Raw genomic sequence first — 14,548 nt, 5'->3', positions numbered from 1 at the left:
GTGGGGACGTTCACGGGCTCGTTCAAGGGCTTCGGGGTGACCTTCGCGCACATGTTCCGCAAGGTCATCACCACCGACTACCCGTTCTCGCCGCCGACGCCGGCGCCGCGTTATCACGGTCGGCACATCCTCAACCGGCACCCGGACGGCCTGGAGAAGTGCATCGGCTGCGAGCTGTGCGCCTGGGCCTGCCCGGCCGACGCGATCTACGTCGAGGGCGCCGACAACACCGACGAGCAGCGCTTCTCGCCCGGTGAACGCTATGCCGGCATCTACCAGATCAACTACGCCCGCTGCATCTTCTGCGGGCTCTGCATCGAGGCCTGTCCGACCCGTTCGCTGACCATGAGCAACGAGTACGAGCTGGCCCGCGACAACCGCCAGGACCTCATCTTCACCAAGAAGGAGCTGCTGGCCCCGCTGCTGCCCGGCATGGAGCAGCCGCCGCACCCGATGCGCCTCGGTGAGACCGACAAGGACTACTACCTCGGCGCGCTCACCAACCCGGGCACGTCGGTCGGCGCCGAGCGGGCGCCGTGGGCGACCAACGAGGCCGAGGACGGCACCGGCCAGGCTGCGAAGGAGGCAGTCTGATGGACCACGTCTCCACCGGCGAAGCCGTCGCCTTCTGGATCCTCGGCTCGATCGCCGTGATCGGCGCGCTCGGCATGGTGCTGGCCCGCAACGCGGTCCACTCCGCGCTGTGGCTCGTGGTCACGATGCTCTGCCTGGGCTTCCTCTACGTGGTCAACTCCGCGCCGTTCCTGGGCGCGGTGCAGATCATCGTCTACACCGGCGCGATCATGATGCTGTTCCTCTTCGTACTCATGCTGGTCGGCCGGGACGCCTCGGACTCGCTGATCGAGACGTTGCGCGGTCAGCGGGTCGCCGCGATCCTGCTCGGGGCGGGCTTCGCCGCGCTGATCGGCACGGGCCTCGCCCGGTCGCTCGGTGAGACCACGGTGGTCGGGCTGGAGCAGGCCAACACGGTCGCGGGCGGGAACGTGCAGGGCCTCGCGTCGCTGCTGTTCACCCGGTACGTGTTCGCCTTCGAGATCACCTCGGCGCTACTCATCACCGCGGCCGTCGGCGCGATGATCATGGCGCACGTCGTGCGGGACAAGGCCGACGTCGCCGATCAGCTGACCCGGATGAAGGAGCGGTTCCGGCCGGGCAACTACCCCGGACCCAAGGCCGGCCCCGGTGTCTACGCCAACACGATGTCGGTCGCCGCGCCCGCGAAGCTGCCGGACGGCAACGGCGCCGAGCGCAGCATCTCCCCGATCCTGCCGATCCGGGAGCTGACAGCTGACGAGGCTGCTCCGAAGGGGACCGAGAAATGACACCGGACTACTACCTGGTGCTCGCCGCGATCCTGTTCACCATCGGCGCCGCCGGGGTGCTCGTACGACGCAACGCGATCGTGCTGTTCATGTGCATCGAGCTCATGCTCAACGCCGCGAACCTCGCGCTGATCACCTTCAGCCGCATCAACGGCAGCCTCGACGGCCAGATCATCTCGTTCTTCGTGATGGTCGTCGCGGCGGCCGAGGTCGTGGTGGGGCTCGCGATCATCATGTCGATCTTCCGTACGCGGCGCTCGGCGAGCGTCGACGACGCGAACCTCCTCAAGTACTAAAGGGGCCTTCACGTGGAACAGACAGTGGAGTACGCCCCCGCGTCGGGGGTGCTGAGCGGAATCTGGCTTTTGGTAGCCATTCCGCTGGTCAGCGCCGCGATCCTGCTGCTGCTCGGCAAGCGCGCCGACAAGTGGGGGCACTGGCTCGGCGTCCTCTCGGTGGCGGCCACCTTCGTACTCGGGCTGGTCTTCTTCATCAGCCTGAGCGGGCTCGAGGAAGGCGCGCGGTCGGCGCAGCAGAGCCTGTGGGACTTCATCGCGGTCGGTAACCTGCACGTCGATTTCGGGCTGCTGTTCGACCCGCTGGCCGGCGTCTTCGTCCTGCTGATCACCGGTGTCGGCTCGCTGATCCACCTCTACGCGGTCGGCTACATGGAGCACGACCCGGGCCGGCGGAAGTTCTTCGGCTACTTCAACCTCTTCGTCGCGGCGATGTTGCTGCTGGTACTCGGCAACAACTACGTGATGCTCTACTTCGGATGGGAAGGCGTCGGTCTCGCCTCCTACCTGCTGATCTCGTTCTGGACCACCCGGCCGTCGGCGGCGACCGCGGGCAAGAAGGCGTTCCTGATGAACCGGGTCGGCGACGCCGGCCTGGCCATCGGCATCTTCCTGATGTTCGCCACGCTCGGCACCACCCAGTACGACGAGGTCTTCGGCAACGTCAGCGCGCTCAGCTCGACGACCGTACTGATCCTGGGTCTTCTGCTGCTGCTCGGCGCGGCCGGCAAGTCGGGTCAGTTCCCGCTGCAGGCCTGGTTGCCCGACGCGATGGAGGGCCCGACCCCGGTCTCGGCCCTCATCCACGCGGCGACGATGGTCACCGCGGGCGTCTACCTGATCGCCCGCTCCAACGCGATCTTCACCGCCAACACCACGCTGCAGACAATCGTGGTCTGCGTCGGCGCGCTCACGCTGCTGATGGGCTGCATCATCGGCGCGGCCAAGGACGACATCAAGCGTGTTCTGGCCTGGTCGACGGTCAGCCAGATCGGTTACATGTTCCTGGGCGTCGGGCTCGGCGGCGGGGCGTACGCCCTGGCGATCATCCACCTGCTGGCGCACGGCTTCTTCAAGGCCAACATGTTCCTCGGCGCCGGTTCGGTCATGCACGGCATGCACGACCAGGTCGACATCCGGCGCTTCGGGGGCCTGCGCAAATACATGAAGTGGACCTGGCTGACGTTCGCCGCCGGGTGGCTCGCGATCATCGGTATCCCACCGCTGTCCGGCTACTTCTCGAAGGAGCCGATCATCGCGGCCGCGTTCGAGCGGGGCGACTGGACGGCCTGGCTCTTCGGCTGGGCGGCGCTGCTGGGTGCGGGCCTCACCGCGTTCTACATGACGCGGCTGTTCGTGCTGACCTTCCACGGGCCGGAGCGGTACACCGAGGACAACAAGCATCCGCACGAGTCGCCGTACATCATGACTGTGCCTTTGATGTTGCTCGCCCTCGGCTCGATCGGGGCCGGCTGGCTGCTGGCCACGACGATTCCCGACTGGCTGACGCCGGTCTTCGGTGAGCACGAGGAGCACCACGCGGTCATGCCGCACGCGGTGATCAACATTCTCGGCATCGTGCTCACCGTCCTCGGCGCGGGCTTGGCCTGGGCGCTGTTCCGCAAGGGCACCGCGCTCGAGCCGCGGCCGGCCGGTGTGGTGGTCACCGCGGCCCGGAAGAACCTGTACACCGACTCCTTCAACGAGGCGGTGTTCGAGCGGCCCGGCATCTATCTCACGCGGGCGCTGGTCTACCTCGACAACAAGGGCATCGACGGGCTGGTCAATGGCATCGCGGCCGGCGTCGGCGGCACGTCCGGGCGTCTCCGGCGGCTGCAGACCGGCTTCGTACGGTCGTACGCCCTCTCCATGCTCACCGGTGCCGTCCTCGTGGTCGGTGCCTTCCTCGCGATCCAGCTTGGGTGGTTGGCGTGACGAATATTTTTCGGTCCGGAAGTGACGCTTCTCGGCAACTGAACAGTGGCGGGAGGCCGAAAAATGTTCGCTGATTTCCCGTTTCTGTCCATCCTGACGCTTCTGCCGTTGGTCGGCGCCATCGTTGTGGCGCTCATCCCGCGGCAGAAGTCCGAGCTGGCCAAGACCGTCGCCCTTGGCTGGTCGCTGGTGGTGCTGGTCCTCAGCGTCGTCATGTGGATCGCCTTCAAGACCGGCGGCGACCGCTTCCAGTTCCACGAGTCGTACGCCTGGATCCCGTCCTGGGACGCGCGGTTCACGTTCGCCGCCGACGGCATCGCGCTCGTCATGCTCATGCTGATCGCGATCCTGTTCCCGGTCGTGATCCTGGCGTCCTGGCACGACGTCGAGCAGAGCAAGCGCTCCGCCCCGGCCTACTTCGCGCTGCTGCTGGTCTTCGAGTTCACGATGATCGGCGTCTTCGCGGCGGCCGACGTCTTCCTGTTCTACGTGTTCTTCGAGGTCATGCTGATCCCGATGTACTTCATCATCGGGTCGTTCGGCGGTCAGCGCCGTCAGTACGCGGCGGTGAAGTTCTTCCTCTACAGCCTGGTCGGCGGTCTGTTCATGCTGGCCGCCGTGATCGGGCTGTGGGTGGTCGGCGGCAACACGTTCGACTTCGGCAAGCTCACCGAGATCGCCGGCTCGATCGACCAGAACACCGCCCGCTGGCTGTTCCTCGGGTTCTTCGTCGCGTTCGCGATCAAGGCGCCGTTCTTCCCGTTCCACACCTGGCTGCCGGACGCCGGTGGCGCGGCCCCCGCGGGCGCGGCCGCCCTGCTCGTCGGCGTGATGGACAAGGTCGGCACGTTCGGGATCCTGCGCTACTGCCTCCCGCTGTTCCCGGAGGCGTCGCGCTGGTTCGCCCCGGCGGCGCTGGTGCTCGGCGTGATCGGCATCATCTACGCGGCACTGCTCGCGGTCGGCCAGAACGACCTCAAGCGCCTGGTGTCGTACACGTCGATTGCGCACTTCGGCTTCATCGGCATCGGCATCTTCGCCTTCACCAGCCAGGCCGGCACTGGCTCGGTGCTCTACATGGTGAACCACGGGCTCGCAACCGGCCTGCTGTTCATCGTGGTCGGCATGTTCGTCGCCCGGCGCGGCTCCAACCTGATCAGCGACTTCGGCGGGGCCGGCAAGCTCGTCCCGGTCCTGGCCGGGGTGTTCTTCTTCGCCGGTCTGGCGTCGCTGGCGCTGCCCGGCACGGCGCCGTTCATCAGCGAGTTCCTCGTGCTGATCGGCACCTTCACCGTGCACCCGGCCTACGCCGTGGTGGCGACGGGCGGCATCATCCTGGCCGCCGCCTACGTGCTCTGGATGGTGCAGCGCACCACGCAGGGCACTCTCAACCCGGCCCTCACCGAGGTGCCGGAGATGCGCAAGGACATCACGCTTCGCGAGAAGGTCGTGGTGGCTCCGCTGATCCTGCTGATCATCCTGCTCGGCTTCTATCCCAAGCCGGTCACCGACGTGATCAACCCGGCGGTGCAGGCGACCATGCAGGACGTCGGCGTGCAGGATCCGGGCCCGACGGCGGTCGTCGCTAACGAAAGGGTGGCGCGCTAGCCATGGGAGACCTTCAACTGCCCAGCATCGACTACGGCGCGCTGTTGCCGATGCTGATCCTCTTCGGGGCGGCCTGCGTCGGCATCCTGGTCGAGGTGTTCACGCCTCGCCGGTCGCGCAACGTGGTCCAGGTGACGCTCGCGTTCGGGGCGATCGCGGCGGCGTTCGTCGCGGTGATCGTGCAGCACAACACCCGCAAGATCACGATCGGCGGCGCGGTCGCCATCGACGGCCCGACGGTCTTCCTGCAGGGCGCTCTGCTGGTGCTCGGCGCGGTCTCGCTGATGCTGATCGCCGAGCGCTCGATCGAGCGGGGCGGCCCGTTCGTCTCGCAGGCCGCGATCACGGTCGGTTCACAGAAGGACCTCAAGCAGGCCGGCGACCAGTCCGGCGCGACCGAGGTCTACCCGCTGACCATCTTCGCGCTCGGCGGCATGCTGCTCTTCGTCGCCGCGAACGACCTGCTGACCATGTTCGTCGCGCTCGAGGTCTTCTCGCTGCCGCTCTACCTGCTGTGTGCGCTCGCCCGGCGGCGTCGCCTGCTCAGCCAGGAGGCCGCTCTCAAGTACTTCCTGCTGGGCTCGTACGCCTCGGCCTTCTTCCTCTTCGGCGTGGCCCTGCTCTACGGCTTCGCGGGCGGGATCAAGCTGAGCGACGTGCACGAGGCGGTGGCCAACCCGCAGCGCAGCCAGGTGCTGCTCTACGGCGGTCTGGCCCTGATCGCGATCGGCCTGCTCTTCAAGGCGGCGCTCGCCCCGTTCCACGTGTGGACGCCGGACGTCTACCAGGGTGCACCGACGCCGATCACCGCACTCATGGCCGCCTGCACCAAGGTTGCCGCGTTCGGGGCGCTGCTGCGTATCCTCTACGTGGCCTTCGACGGGGTGCGCTGGGACTTCCAGCCGGTGCTCGGCACGATCGCGGTGCTGACCATGCTCGTCGGCGCGGTCCTCGCGATCACGCAGACCGATATGAAGCGCCTGCTGGCCTACTCGTCGGTCGCGAACGCGGGCTACCTGCTGGTCGGCGTCCTCGCGCTGAACGAGGAGGGCCTCAGCAGCACGATGTTCTACCTGGTGGCGTACGGCTTCTCGGTCCTCGCCGCCTTCGGCATCGTGACCCTGGTGCGCGACGCCGACGGGGAGGCGACCCACCTCGCCCGGTGGGCCGGTCTGGGCCGCAAGAGCCCGTTGTTCGCCGCGGCGTTCACGTTCATCCTGCTGGCCTTCGCCGGCATCCCACTGACCAGCGGCTTCACCAGCAAGTTCGCGGTCTTCGGGGCGGCGATCGAGGGCGGGCAGACCTGGCTCGTGGTGTTCGGCGTGATCACCAGCATGCTGCTGGCCTTCCCCTACCTGCGGGTGGTCGTGCTGCTATGGCTCTCCGAGCCGGGCGAGTCGACGCCGACGGTGTCGATCCCGGGGTTCATGACCTCGGCCGCGCTGGTGATCGGGGTGGCCGCCACGTTCGCGCTGGGCGTCGTGCCCGCGCCTCTGATCGATCTGACCAGGGATGCGGCGCAGTTCGTCCGCTGATTTCCACAGCGAAAGGGCCCTGGTTTCCCGGGGCCCTTTCTCGTTCGCTGATCAGCCTGTGCGGTCGGCTCAGCCTGTGCGGTCGGCGATGAAGTCGCAGAGTGCCTCGAGCGCACGCTTGGCGTCGCCGTCGGGCAGTGGCGCCAGGGCGCTGCGGGACTCCTCGGCATAGCTGCGCACGGTCTCGCGGGCCCGCTTCATCGCGGCCGACTCGCGCAGCAGGGTGAGCGCCTCGGCGTGCAGGTCGTCGTCGACCAGCGGACCGAGGGTGAGCAGCTCACGCAGCCGGGGGTCGGTGTCGTCGCCGGCCAGTGCGTAGAGCACCGGCAGCGTCGGCACACCCTCGCGCAGGTCGGTGCCGGGCGTCTTGCCCGACTGCACCGACTCGGAGGCGATGTCGAGCAGGTCGTCGGAGAGCTGGAACGCGATGCCGATCGTCTCGCCGTAGTTGGCCAGGGCCTCGACGATCTCGGCCGGGGCGCCGGAGAAGAGCCCGCCGAAACGCGCTGAGGTGGCGATCAGCGAGGCCGTCTTCTCGGTGATGACCTGAAGGTGGTGCTCGATCGGGTCGTCGCCGCGCGGGCCGACCGTCTCGGCGATCTGGCCGTGCACCAGCCGCGCGAAGGTGCGGGCCTGCAGCCGCACAGCCTCGGGACCGAGCGAGGCGGCCAGGTCGGCCGCCTGGGCGAAGAGGTAGTCGCCCACGAGGATCGCCACCGAGTTGCCCCAGCGCGAGTTCGCACTGGGCGCGCCGCGCCGCACGGGCGCCTCGTCCATGACGTCGTCGTGATAGAGAGTCGCCAGGTGGGTCAGCTCGACCACGTTGGCGGCCGCGATGATCTCGGGCGAGCGTGGGTCGCCGAACTGGGCGCCGAGCGCCACGAGCATCGGACGGAATCTCTTGCCGCCCGCATCGGCGAGATGCCGGGCAGCCTCGGCCACCAGCGGGTCGGCGCTGGCCACGTTGGCACGCAGCGCCTCCTCCACGGCGGCCAGCGTCGCCGACACCGACGCATCGACCGAGGGATCGATGTCGAGGCCGAGCGACGACAGCGTCAAGTCACCGGTGCTCACCACGCTTTCACGATGCCACATGGGTCCGACAAGCACGGCCCCAGGGGTCACGCCCACAAGATCATTTTCAAGATCCGGCGACATCTGGCACACCCGAAGCCCAACCCCGAAACCCCAGACGTACGCGTCGTGACTTGTTCTCGCCCAGCAGTCCCGCCAGGCGTTCCCTCACTCTCCCTGCACCCGTTCCGGGCGGGCCTGTTCTCTTACGCTCTCCGAACGCCGTCATTCGGCCCTGCGGAAGTGGCTAGGCGGTGGCGTGGGCGCGCAGCAGGTGGCTGCCGAGGAGCATCGCGGCGGCCGAGGCGAGCATCGCGACGGCGGCGACCACCCACATCGTCGGATAACTGGTGGCCGAGGCCAGGGTGCCCAGGGTCAGCGGGCCGAGGCAGCCGCCCGCATAGACGCCGGTCTGGGTGATGGAGGTGGCGGCGGCCGGCGCCTGGGGGTGCAGGCGCACCACGGCGAAGTTCATCAGGCCGGGCCAGGCCCAGCCGAACCCGAAGCCGAGGACGACGCCGGTGATCAGCGGCAGCCCGCCGGGCACGGCCAGCAGGGCCAAGCCGGCCGCGCCGGCCAGGAGCAGGCCCGAGATCATCGTGATCGAGCGGTCGGGCCGGCGGTCGGCGAGCCAGCCGCCGAGGACGCGGGAGGCCACGCAGACAGCGCCACCGAGCGTGAGCGCCAGGCCGGCCGGGCCCGGGGAGATACCGCGAGCTACCGACGCGTCGACGAGGAACGTGCCGAGGGCGTTGGCCGAGCCGGCCGCGAGGGTCGCGCCGACACCGACGACGATCAGGGCACCGGTGGCCTGTTTCGCGCCGTTCGACGTTTTCTTCGGGGGCCTCTCCGGTTCGTTCGGGACGAGCAGGAGGGCGGCCGCGGCGAGCACCGAGACGAAGACGAAGGCCCACCGCCAGCCCAGAGTCAGCGCGACGGTCGGCACCGCGATGCCGGACAGCAGGGTGGCCACCGGGATCGCGGCCTGCTTGATGCCGAAGGAGAGGCCCTGCCGGCGCGGTGGCACGTGCCGCGAGAGCGAGGTGTTGCTCGCCAGTTGCCCCATCGAGTTGGCGCCGGCACCGAGCGCCAGGATCGCGATGAGACTCCACAGTGTATTGGCGAAGGCCGCTACGCCGAGCAACGACAGGGATGCGAGGCCGATGCCGGCGCGGGAGATCAGGGTCGCGCCGTAGCGTTCGACGAGGAAACCGGCCGGGACGGACGCGAGGGCGCTGACCCCGAAGTAGGCCGACACCGCGAGACCGAGCCCGGCGGGGGAGAAGCCGAGTTCGTCGCCGATCTGCACGGCGAGGCCGCCGACGAGGAAGACGGGGACGCTGACCGCGATCGTCGTCGTCAGGGCACCGATCGATGCCCGTAAGGGCGTGGTGGGCGCGTTCGACGAGGGGGAGATCATCCCCCGCAGACTAAGCCGCCCAGAATGCATCCGAGCGCGCTGAGTGCTAATGACCACACGGCTCGTGTAAATCGATCGTGATCCACATGCTTTTGGCATTCCCTCGGAGGAAGATTATTCATATGGTGTAAGTCCCTGGCGTCGGAGGTAGCTGTGCGCGACCCCCTGGCGGAGCCGTCCGACCTGATTCGGAGCGTGTCACGCGCCCTACGCGTGCTCGAATCGGTCGGCCGGGCACCCCGCGGACTGACCGTGAAACAGATCGCGCGGCGATGTGAGCTGACCGTCGCGACGACGTATCACCTGGTGCGCACCCTGGCTTACGAGGGTTACGTGATCCGCCGCGAGGACGGCACGTACATCGTGGGTCTGGAGATCGCGGACCGCTATCGGGAGCTGGTCTCCGCCTTCCGCGGTCCGCCGGCGGTCGGTGAGGCGCTGCGCCGTGCCGCGCTCGACAGCGGCTACAGCCACTACCTAGGCCGTTTCGTCGGCGGACGCATAGCGGTGACCGCGTCGGCCGAGGGCGCCCGCTCGCCGTTCATCGACGACATGTCGCCCGGCTTCGACGAGGGCGGGCACGCCACCGCGCTCGGCAAGGCCCTGCTCGCCACGCTCACCCCCGATCAGCGCGCCCGCTACCTGCGCGACTACGGCATGCGGGCATTCACCCAGGCCACTCTGATCACCCCCGAGGCGCTCGAGGCCGACCTGGCCGCCGGTGAACGACGCGGCATGCAGCTCGAGATGGGCCAGTTCCGGCAGGGCCTGGCCTGTGCCTCGGTGCTGGTCATCGCCGACCGCGACATCGAACGACGACTGGTGCTGGCGTGCGCGTTGCCCGCCGCCGAGATGCTCACGTCAGCGCGCGTCGTGCGGGCCAAGCTGACCGCGGCTGCCCGCAATGTGGCCGAAGCGCTGTCCGCGGGCGAGTCGGCCACGGCCTGACGAGGGCGCCTAAGACTCCGTTGAACCTCTCGTTCTCCTCGCCCGTAAGACAGGGTGCAACGGGAGATCAGCGGAGGGTGGTGACGGGGTGCACTGCGAGCACGAGCACGACGACGGGGCTTATGTGCTGGGCGCCTTGTCGCCGGCGGAGCGGGCGGCTTACGAGAGTCATCTGGCGACCTGCTCCTTCTGCCGCGAGGCGGTCGCCGACCTCTCGGCCCTGCCCGACGTGCTGTCCCGCCTCGACGCCAAGGAATTCGCGAAGCTGCTCGACCCGACGTTGACGAGCGGCGAGGGTCATCCCGGCGCCTCGCTGCGTGACTGGGCGACCAGCGAGTGGGCGACGCTCGCGCCCGAGGCCAAGAGGCGCAAGAAGACAAAGACCTTTCGCGTACGGGTCGTGAGCACCGCGGCCGCGGCGGTGCTCGTGGCGCTTCTCGGGGTGGGCGTCTTCGCCTGGACCCGCGACAGCGCTCCCGCCGCCCCGCCGGCCGGGCCCGCCGTGGCGATGACCGCGGTGCAGAGTTCGTCGCCGGTGTCGGCTTCGGTTCGGCTGACCAGCGCGGCCGGCGGCACCAAGGTCGACCTGCTCTGCTCGTTCAGCCGTGCGGCGTCGAGCCCCTACACGTTCCGCCTGATCGCCTACGGCCCCGACGAGCAGAAGGAACAACTCGGCTCGTGGCAGGCGGCGCCCGGTGCGGAGTTCGCGATGCCCGGCGTCACCCACTTCGGCCCGGGCAGCCTGTCCCGCCTCGAACTGGTGCGGTACGACGGAAAGGTGCTGCTCGCCTACGACGTCCCCTGATCCTCTGATTCCGGGTCAGCGGGGTGGCATGGTGGCCGGCTCGACGGTGGCGGCCGTCGGGTCGGCCATCGTCCTGTTCTTTCCGGGGCGGCGGCGCAGGGCGTCGACCGTGAAGATGATCAGCGCGACCCAGACGAGCCCGAAACCGGCGAGCCGGGCCGGCGGCATCGGCTCGTGATAGATCAGCAGCCCGACCGCGAGCTGCAGGATCGGCGCGACGTACTGCAGGATCCCGATGCCGACCATCGGCACCCGGTTGGCCGCGCCCGCGAAGAGCAGCAGCGGCAGCGCGGTGGCCAGCCCGGAAAGAATCATGAGCACGGTGTGCCGGGCCGACACGTGGCCGAACTCGGCGCCGCCGGAAGCGGTGAGCCACCCGACGTAGGCCAGGGCGGGCAGCGCCAGCACGGAGGACTCGACGAAGAGCCCCTCGGCGGGCGGCAACGACATGCGCTTCTTGAGGAGGCTGTAGGTGCCGAAGCTGGCCGCGAGGATCAGGGCGATGTACGGCAGGTGGCCGTAATCGATGGTCAGCACGGCGACGGCGATCGTCCCGACCGCGACGGCGGCCCACTGAAGCCCGCGCAGCCGCTCGCGCTGCACGGTGACGCCGAGCAGCACGAGGACCAACGGCGTGATGAAGTAACCGAGCGCCGTCTCGACGACCCGCGACGAGTTGACGCCGTAGATGTAGGTTCCCCAGTTCACGGCGATCAGCAGCGCGGCCAGCGAGATGCCGGCGAGGAGCTTCGGGCTGCGCGCGAGGCGTTTTAGGAAGCTCCAGTTGCGCACGGCCGCGAGCAGCAGGCTGACGAAGACGACCGACCAGATCACTCGGTGGGCGAGGATCTCGGGCGGGGACGCGGGCTGCAGGTGTTTGAAGTAAATCGGGAAAAAGCCCCACATCACGTACGCGGCGAGGCCGTAAAGATATCCACGCCGCTCGTCGCTCATACCGACACCGTAAGGGCTCGGCGACGCTTCGGTCCTTGCCTATGTCTCAGCTCACGACGACAGTCTCAGCTCACGACGACAGTCTCAGCTCACGATGGCACGGCACGCGAAGGCGCCCGCCGTACGGGACGGCGGGCGCTGCGTAGCGGGTTCGGTGGCGCGTTCGGTACCGCGCCCGATCGGGTCAGTCGTTGCTGTCGGGGACGAGCATGTTGAGCAGCCAGCTCACGACGCCGACGAGCAGGGCGCCCAGGACGGCGCTCGGCCAGAAGTTGTCGACGTGGAACGGGAGGTCGAACTGGTCGGCGACCCAGCTGGTCAGCAGGAAGAGCGCGCCGTTCACGATCAGCGCGATCAGCCCGAGCGTGAGCACGTAAAGCCCGCAGCCCACGACCTTGATGATCGGCCGTAGCACCGCGTTGATGACGCCGAAGATGACCGCGACGATCAGCAACGTGATGATCTGCTCCGACACGGAGTCGGTGGTGAGCTCGATCCCGTCGATCAGTACGGTGGCCAGCCACAACGAGAACGCGGTGATCAGAAGCCGGATGATGAGGCCCATGGCCCCGAATGGTGCCACGATCATGCGAATGCCGGTCGCGACACACGCAGGCTTTGTCGATGTCGTTGCCGGAAAGCCGGACATATCGCGCAGTTAGCGGCCGGGCGGGCCGATCAACTGGGTCTCGATGGGGGTGTGGGCCAGGGCGGCCCACCGGACCGCGCGCCGGTTGACGACGCCGACCATGTCGGGACGGATCCTGGTCATCCACTGGGCGACCTCACCCAGGCCCAGGGCGCCGCCGATCAGGGTGGCCTCCTCAGGGCGCAGGGGCTGCAGGATCAGCAGGTCGGCGCGGGATGCCACGTCGACGTCGGCGGCCGCGAACTCGTCGCGGACGATCAAGGTGGTCTGCCAGCCGTCGCCGGCGCGGCTGTCAGCGCCGACCGGGCCGATGTCGACCACGAGCAGGATCGGGTGCAGGGCCGACCCGGGGACGATCTCGATGGCGCGACCGGGCGGGACGACCGCGATCGACTCGCCGGGGACGGCCGCGCCACGAACGAACGGCTCCCACGCCCGGGGCCGTGCGGTCTGGACGACCACGCGGGCGCCGAGCGCCATCGCTCGCAGGCAGACGAGCTGGGCGCAGCGGACGCCACCGATCACCAGGGCCCGCGTCTGCTCGGGGCGGAACAATCGAATGACCACGGGGTTGCCCTGCCGGTTGCGGCCCAGCATCAGGCCCGACGCGCCGATCTGAAGATGCAGGCCCTCCAGTCGCTCGGCGGGCTGCACGCCGTCGGCGGCGACGCCCGGGAGAGCGCTCGGGCGGCCGCCGAGGGGAAGGGTGGCGAAGAGGCCGTGCAGGTGTTCGCCGTCGAGGCGCTGAGCGGCGGCCCGCTCGGCCGACAGCAGCTTGCGCAGCGCCTGGGCGGCGGTCGCCAGGGTGGCCGGCTCGGGTGCGGCCAGGCGGATCGTCACGTCGAGCGGGGTGGGCCCGTGCGCGGCTTGCGGACCGGCCGTGAGCGACACTGTCGTCGCGGCGGCGGGCAGCGTGAGCAGGCGCGACAGCAGGCGCCGGGAGGTCTCGACCCGCAGGTCGGGCCAGCGCCGCAGCCGGAACGTCGACTGGGCGAGGCCCCCGACCCGCAGGCTGGACCACGATTCCTGAGCCGAGCCGACGCCCCCGTCGTGCGCGAGCTCGGCGACGACCCGCAGCGCGGCCGCCTCGCCGAGCGGGTGGGCCCCGACCGCGGACAGGCGTCTCACCAGTTTGCGTGTCAGGCCGGCCAACGCGCGGCGAAGCTCAGGCTCGGACCAGCCCTCGGCGCGCAGCACGCGCACGGCCAGCAGGGCCCGGCTGTGGCCGAGCAGGCGGCCCTCGGTGAGCTGACGGTAGGAGTTGGCCGGCGTGCCGGCGCCCGCCCGCAGCGAGGGGGCGGGCGCACCCGTCAGCAGGAGCTGGATCAGGACCGGTGGCACCTCGGCCTCAGCGGAGGGCAGCAGGCTCGCCGGTGAGGGGACGGCCGGAGCGTCCTCGGCGAGCAGGCCGGCCGGGTCGCCCAGCTCGAGCACGGCGGTGACGCCATAGCCGTCGACGAGGACGGCGGCCGGATCGCCGGCCAGGTCGATCTGCTCGACGCGGGCGCCGGGGGCGAGGAACCGGAGCAGCGCGGCCGGACCCGCATCGGCCCCGGCGGAGTGGCGGCGGCCGCCGAAGCGCAGGCCGACCCCGAGCCACTCGAAGGCCCAGCGCCGGCGCACGCGCAGCCAGGTGAGCGCGAGAACGGCCAGGGCCACGACGGCGCCCGCGAGAAAGCCGACCGGACCGTTGACCGCGCCGACCGCGAGCGCCACCACCGCGACCTGGGTGGCGACAAGCTGGCCGACCCGGAGGCCGAACAACCGTCCACGTCGGAGGGGGCCGTTGATGACCTTGGGTGATGGTTTCGCCGGGCCGGTGAGATCGCGTCGGGCCCGGCTGTCTGCCACTCCGACTGTCACGGCACACCACCTCTCGCCCGCGTCTTTCCTCGTGCGAGGCCCATCGTATGGGCCGGGGACACCCCTCGGGGTGCCCTGTGGACAACCGGAGTTATCCACAGGCCCCGATGCCGAGGTA

Annotated in this window: 13 protein-coding genes; 8 read left to right on the top strand and 5 right to left on the bottom strand. The window is 69.4% G+C overall.

Features of this window, described 5'->3' with window-relative positions:
- The 6 genes from nuoI (at position 1) to nuoN (ending at position 6,717) form a co-directional block, all read left to right on the top strand.
- Positions 1-594: an NADH-quinone oxidoreductase subunit NuoI gene (gene nuoI, locus EER30_RS10575; RefSeq protein ID WP_127500138.1), complete on the top strand. Its 594-nt coding sequence runs from the start codon at positions 1-3 to the stop codon at positions 592-594.
- Complete coding sequence (locus EER30_RS10570) at positions 594-1,343, top strand: NADH-quinone oxidoreductase subunit J (protein ID WP_127500137.1); 750 nt, start codon at positions 594-596, stop codon at positions 1,341-1,343. The genes nuoI and EER30_RS10570 overlap by 1 nt, the downstream gene beginning before the upstream one ends.
- Positions 1,340-1,639 carry an NADH-quinone oxidoreductase subunit NuoK gene (gene nuoK, locus EER30_RS10565; RefSeq protein WP_127500136.1) on the top strand — a complete coding sequence of 100 codons (300 nt, stop codon included), beginning with the start codon at positions 1,340-1,342 and terminating at the stop codon, positions 1,637-1,639. The genes EER30_RS10570 and nuoK overlap by 4 nt, the downstream gene beginning before the upstream one ends.
- A 12-nt stretch (positions 1,640-1,651) precedes the next feature.
- Positions 1,652-3,574 carry an NADH-quinone oxidoreductase subunit L gene (gene nuoL / locus EER30_RS10560; protein WP_127500135.1) on the top strand — a complete coding sequence of 641 codons (1,923 nt, stop codon included), beginning with the start codon at positions 1,652-1,654 and terminating at the stop codon, positions 3,572-3,574.
- 63 nt (positions 3,575-3,637) lie between these two features.
- Positions 3,638-5,182 carry an NADH-quinone oxidoreductase subunit M gene (locus EER30_RS10555; RefSeq protein WP_127500134.1) on the top strand — a complete coding sequence of 515 codons (1,545 nt, stop codon included), beginning with the start codon at positions 3,638-3,640 and terminating at the stop codon, positions 5,180-5,182.
- A 2-nt stretch (positions 5,183-5,184) separates the two neighbouring features.
- The gene (gene nuoN, locus EER30_RS10550) at positions 5,185-6,717 is read left to right on the top strand and encodes an NADH-quinone oxidoreductase subunit NuoN (protein WP_127500133.1); all 1,533 of its coding nucleotides are present in this window, start codon (positions 5,185-5,187) and stop codon (positions 6,715-6,717) included.
- A 69-nt stretch (positions 6,718-6,786) separates the two neighbouring features.
- On the opposite strand, the gene EER30_RS10545 is transcribed toward nuoN, so the two are convergent.
- A complete protein-coding gene (locus EER30_RS10545) occupies positions 6,787-7,770 on the bottom strand; it encodes a polyprenyl synthetase family protein (protein ID WP_432417530.1) in 984 nt (327 codons plus the stop codon).
- Between the two features lie 268 nt (positions 7,771-8,038).
- Positions 8,039-9,211 (bottom strand): MFS transporter, encoded by a 1,173-nt coding sequence (locus tag EER30_RS10540; protein WP_127500131.1) that lies wholly within the window; start codon positions 9,209-9,211, stop codon positions 8,039-8,041.
- Between the two features lie 153 nt (positions 9,212-9,364).
- Here EER30_RS10540 and EER30_RS10535 point away from each other — a divergent pair, with 153 nt between their 5' ends.
- Together EER30_RS10535 and EER30_RS10530 are read left to right on the top strand one after the other, a co-directional pair.
- Entirely contained in the window at positions 9,365-10,159 is a 795-nt protein-coding gene (locus EER30_RS10535) for an IclR family transcriptional regulator (protein ID WP_127500130.1), read from the top strand.
- 88 nt (positions 10,160-10,247) lie between these two features.
- Positions 10,248-10,964, top strand: coding sequence for an anti-sigma factor family protein (locus EER30_RS10530; protein ID WP_127500129.1), 717 nt, complete (start codon positions 10,248-10,250; stop codon positions 10,962-10,964).
- 15 nt (positions 10,965-10,979) lie between these two features.
- Here the strand turns inward: EER30_RS10530 and rarD are convergent, their stop codons facing one another.
- From rarD to eccE, 3 genes are all read right to left on the bottom strand, one after another.
- Positions 10,980-11,918, bottom strand: a complete 939-nt coding sequence (gene rarD / locus EER30_RS10525) for an EamA family transporter RarD (RefSeq protein WP_127500128.1) — start codon at positions 11,916-11,918, stop codon at positions 10,980-10,982.
- A gap of 184 nt (positions 11,919-12,102) precedes the next feature.
- Entirely contained in the window at positions 12,103-12,483 is a 381-nt protein-coding gene (locus tag EER30_RS10520) for a phage holin family protein (protein ID WP_127500127.1), read from the bottom strand.
- A 93-nt stretch (positions 12,484-12,576) separates the two neighbouring features.
- Positions 12,577-14,430, bottom strand: a complete 1,854-nt coding sequence (eccE, locus tag EER30_RS10515) for a type VII secretion protein EccE (RefSeq protein ID WP_127500126.1) — start codon at positions 14,428-14,430, stop codon at positions 12,577-12,579.
- Between the last annotated feature and the right edge of the window lie 118 nt (positions 14,431-14,548).

Origin of the sequence: Actinoplanes solisilvae (assembly GCF_003999975.1) — a bacterium.
Lineage (GTDB): Bacteria > Actinomycetota > Actinomycetes > Mycobacteriales > Micromonosporaceae > Actinoplanes > Actinoplanes solisilvae.
Note: the sequence above shows the minus strand (reverse complement) of the source record. Positions and strands in the feature narration are given on the sequence as shown.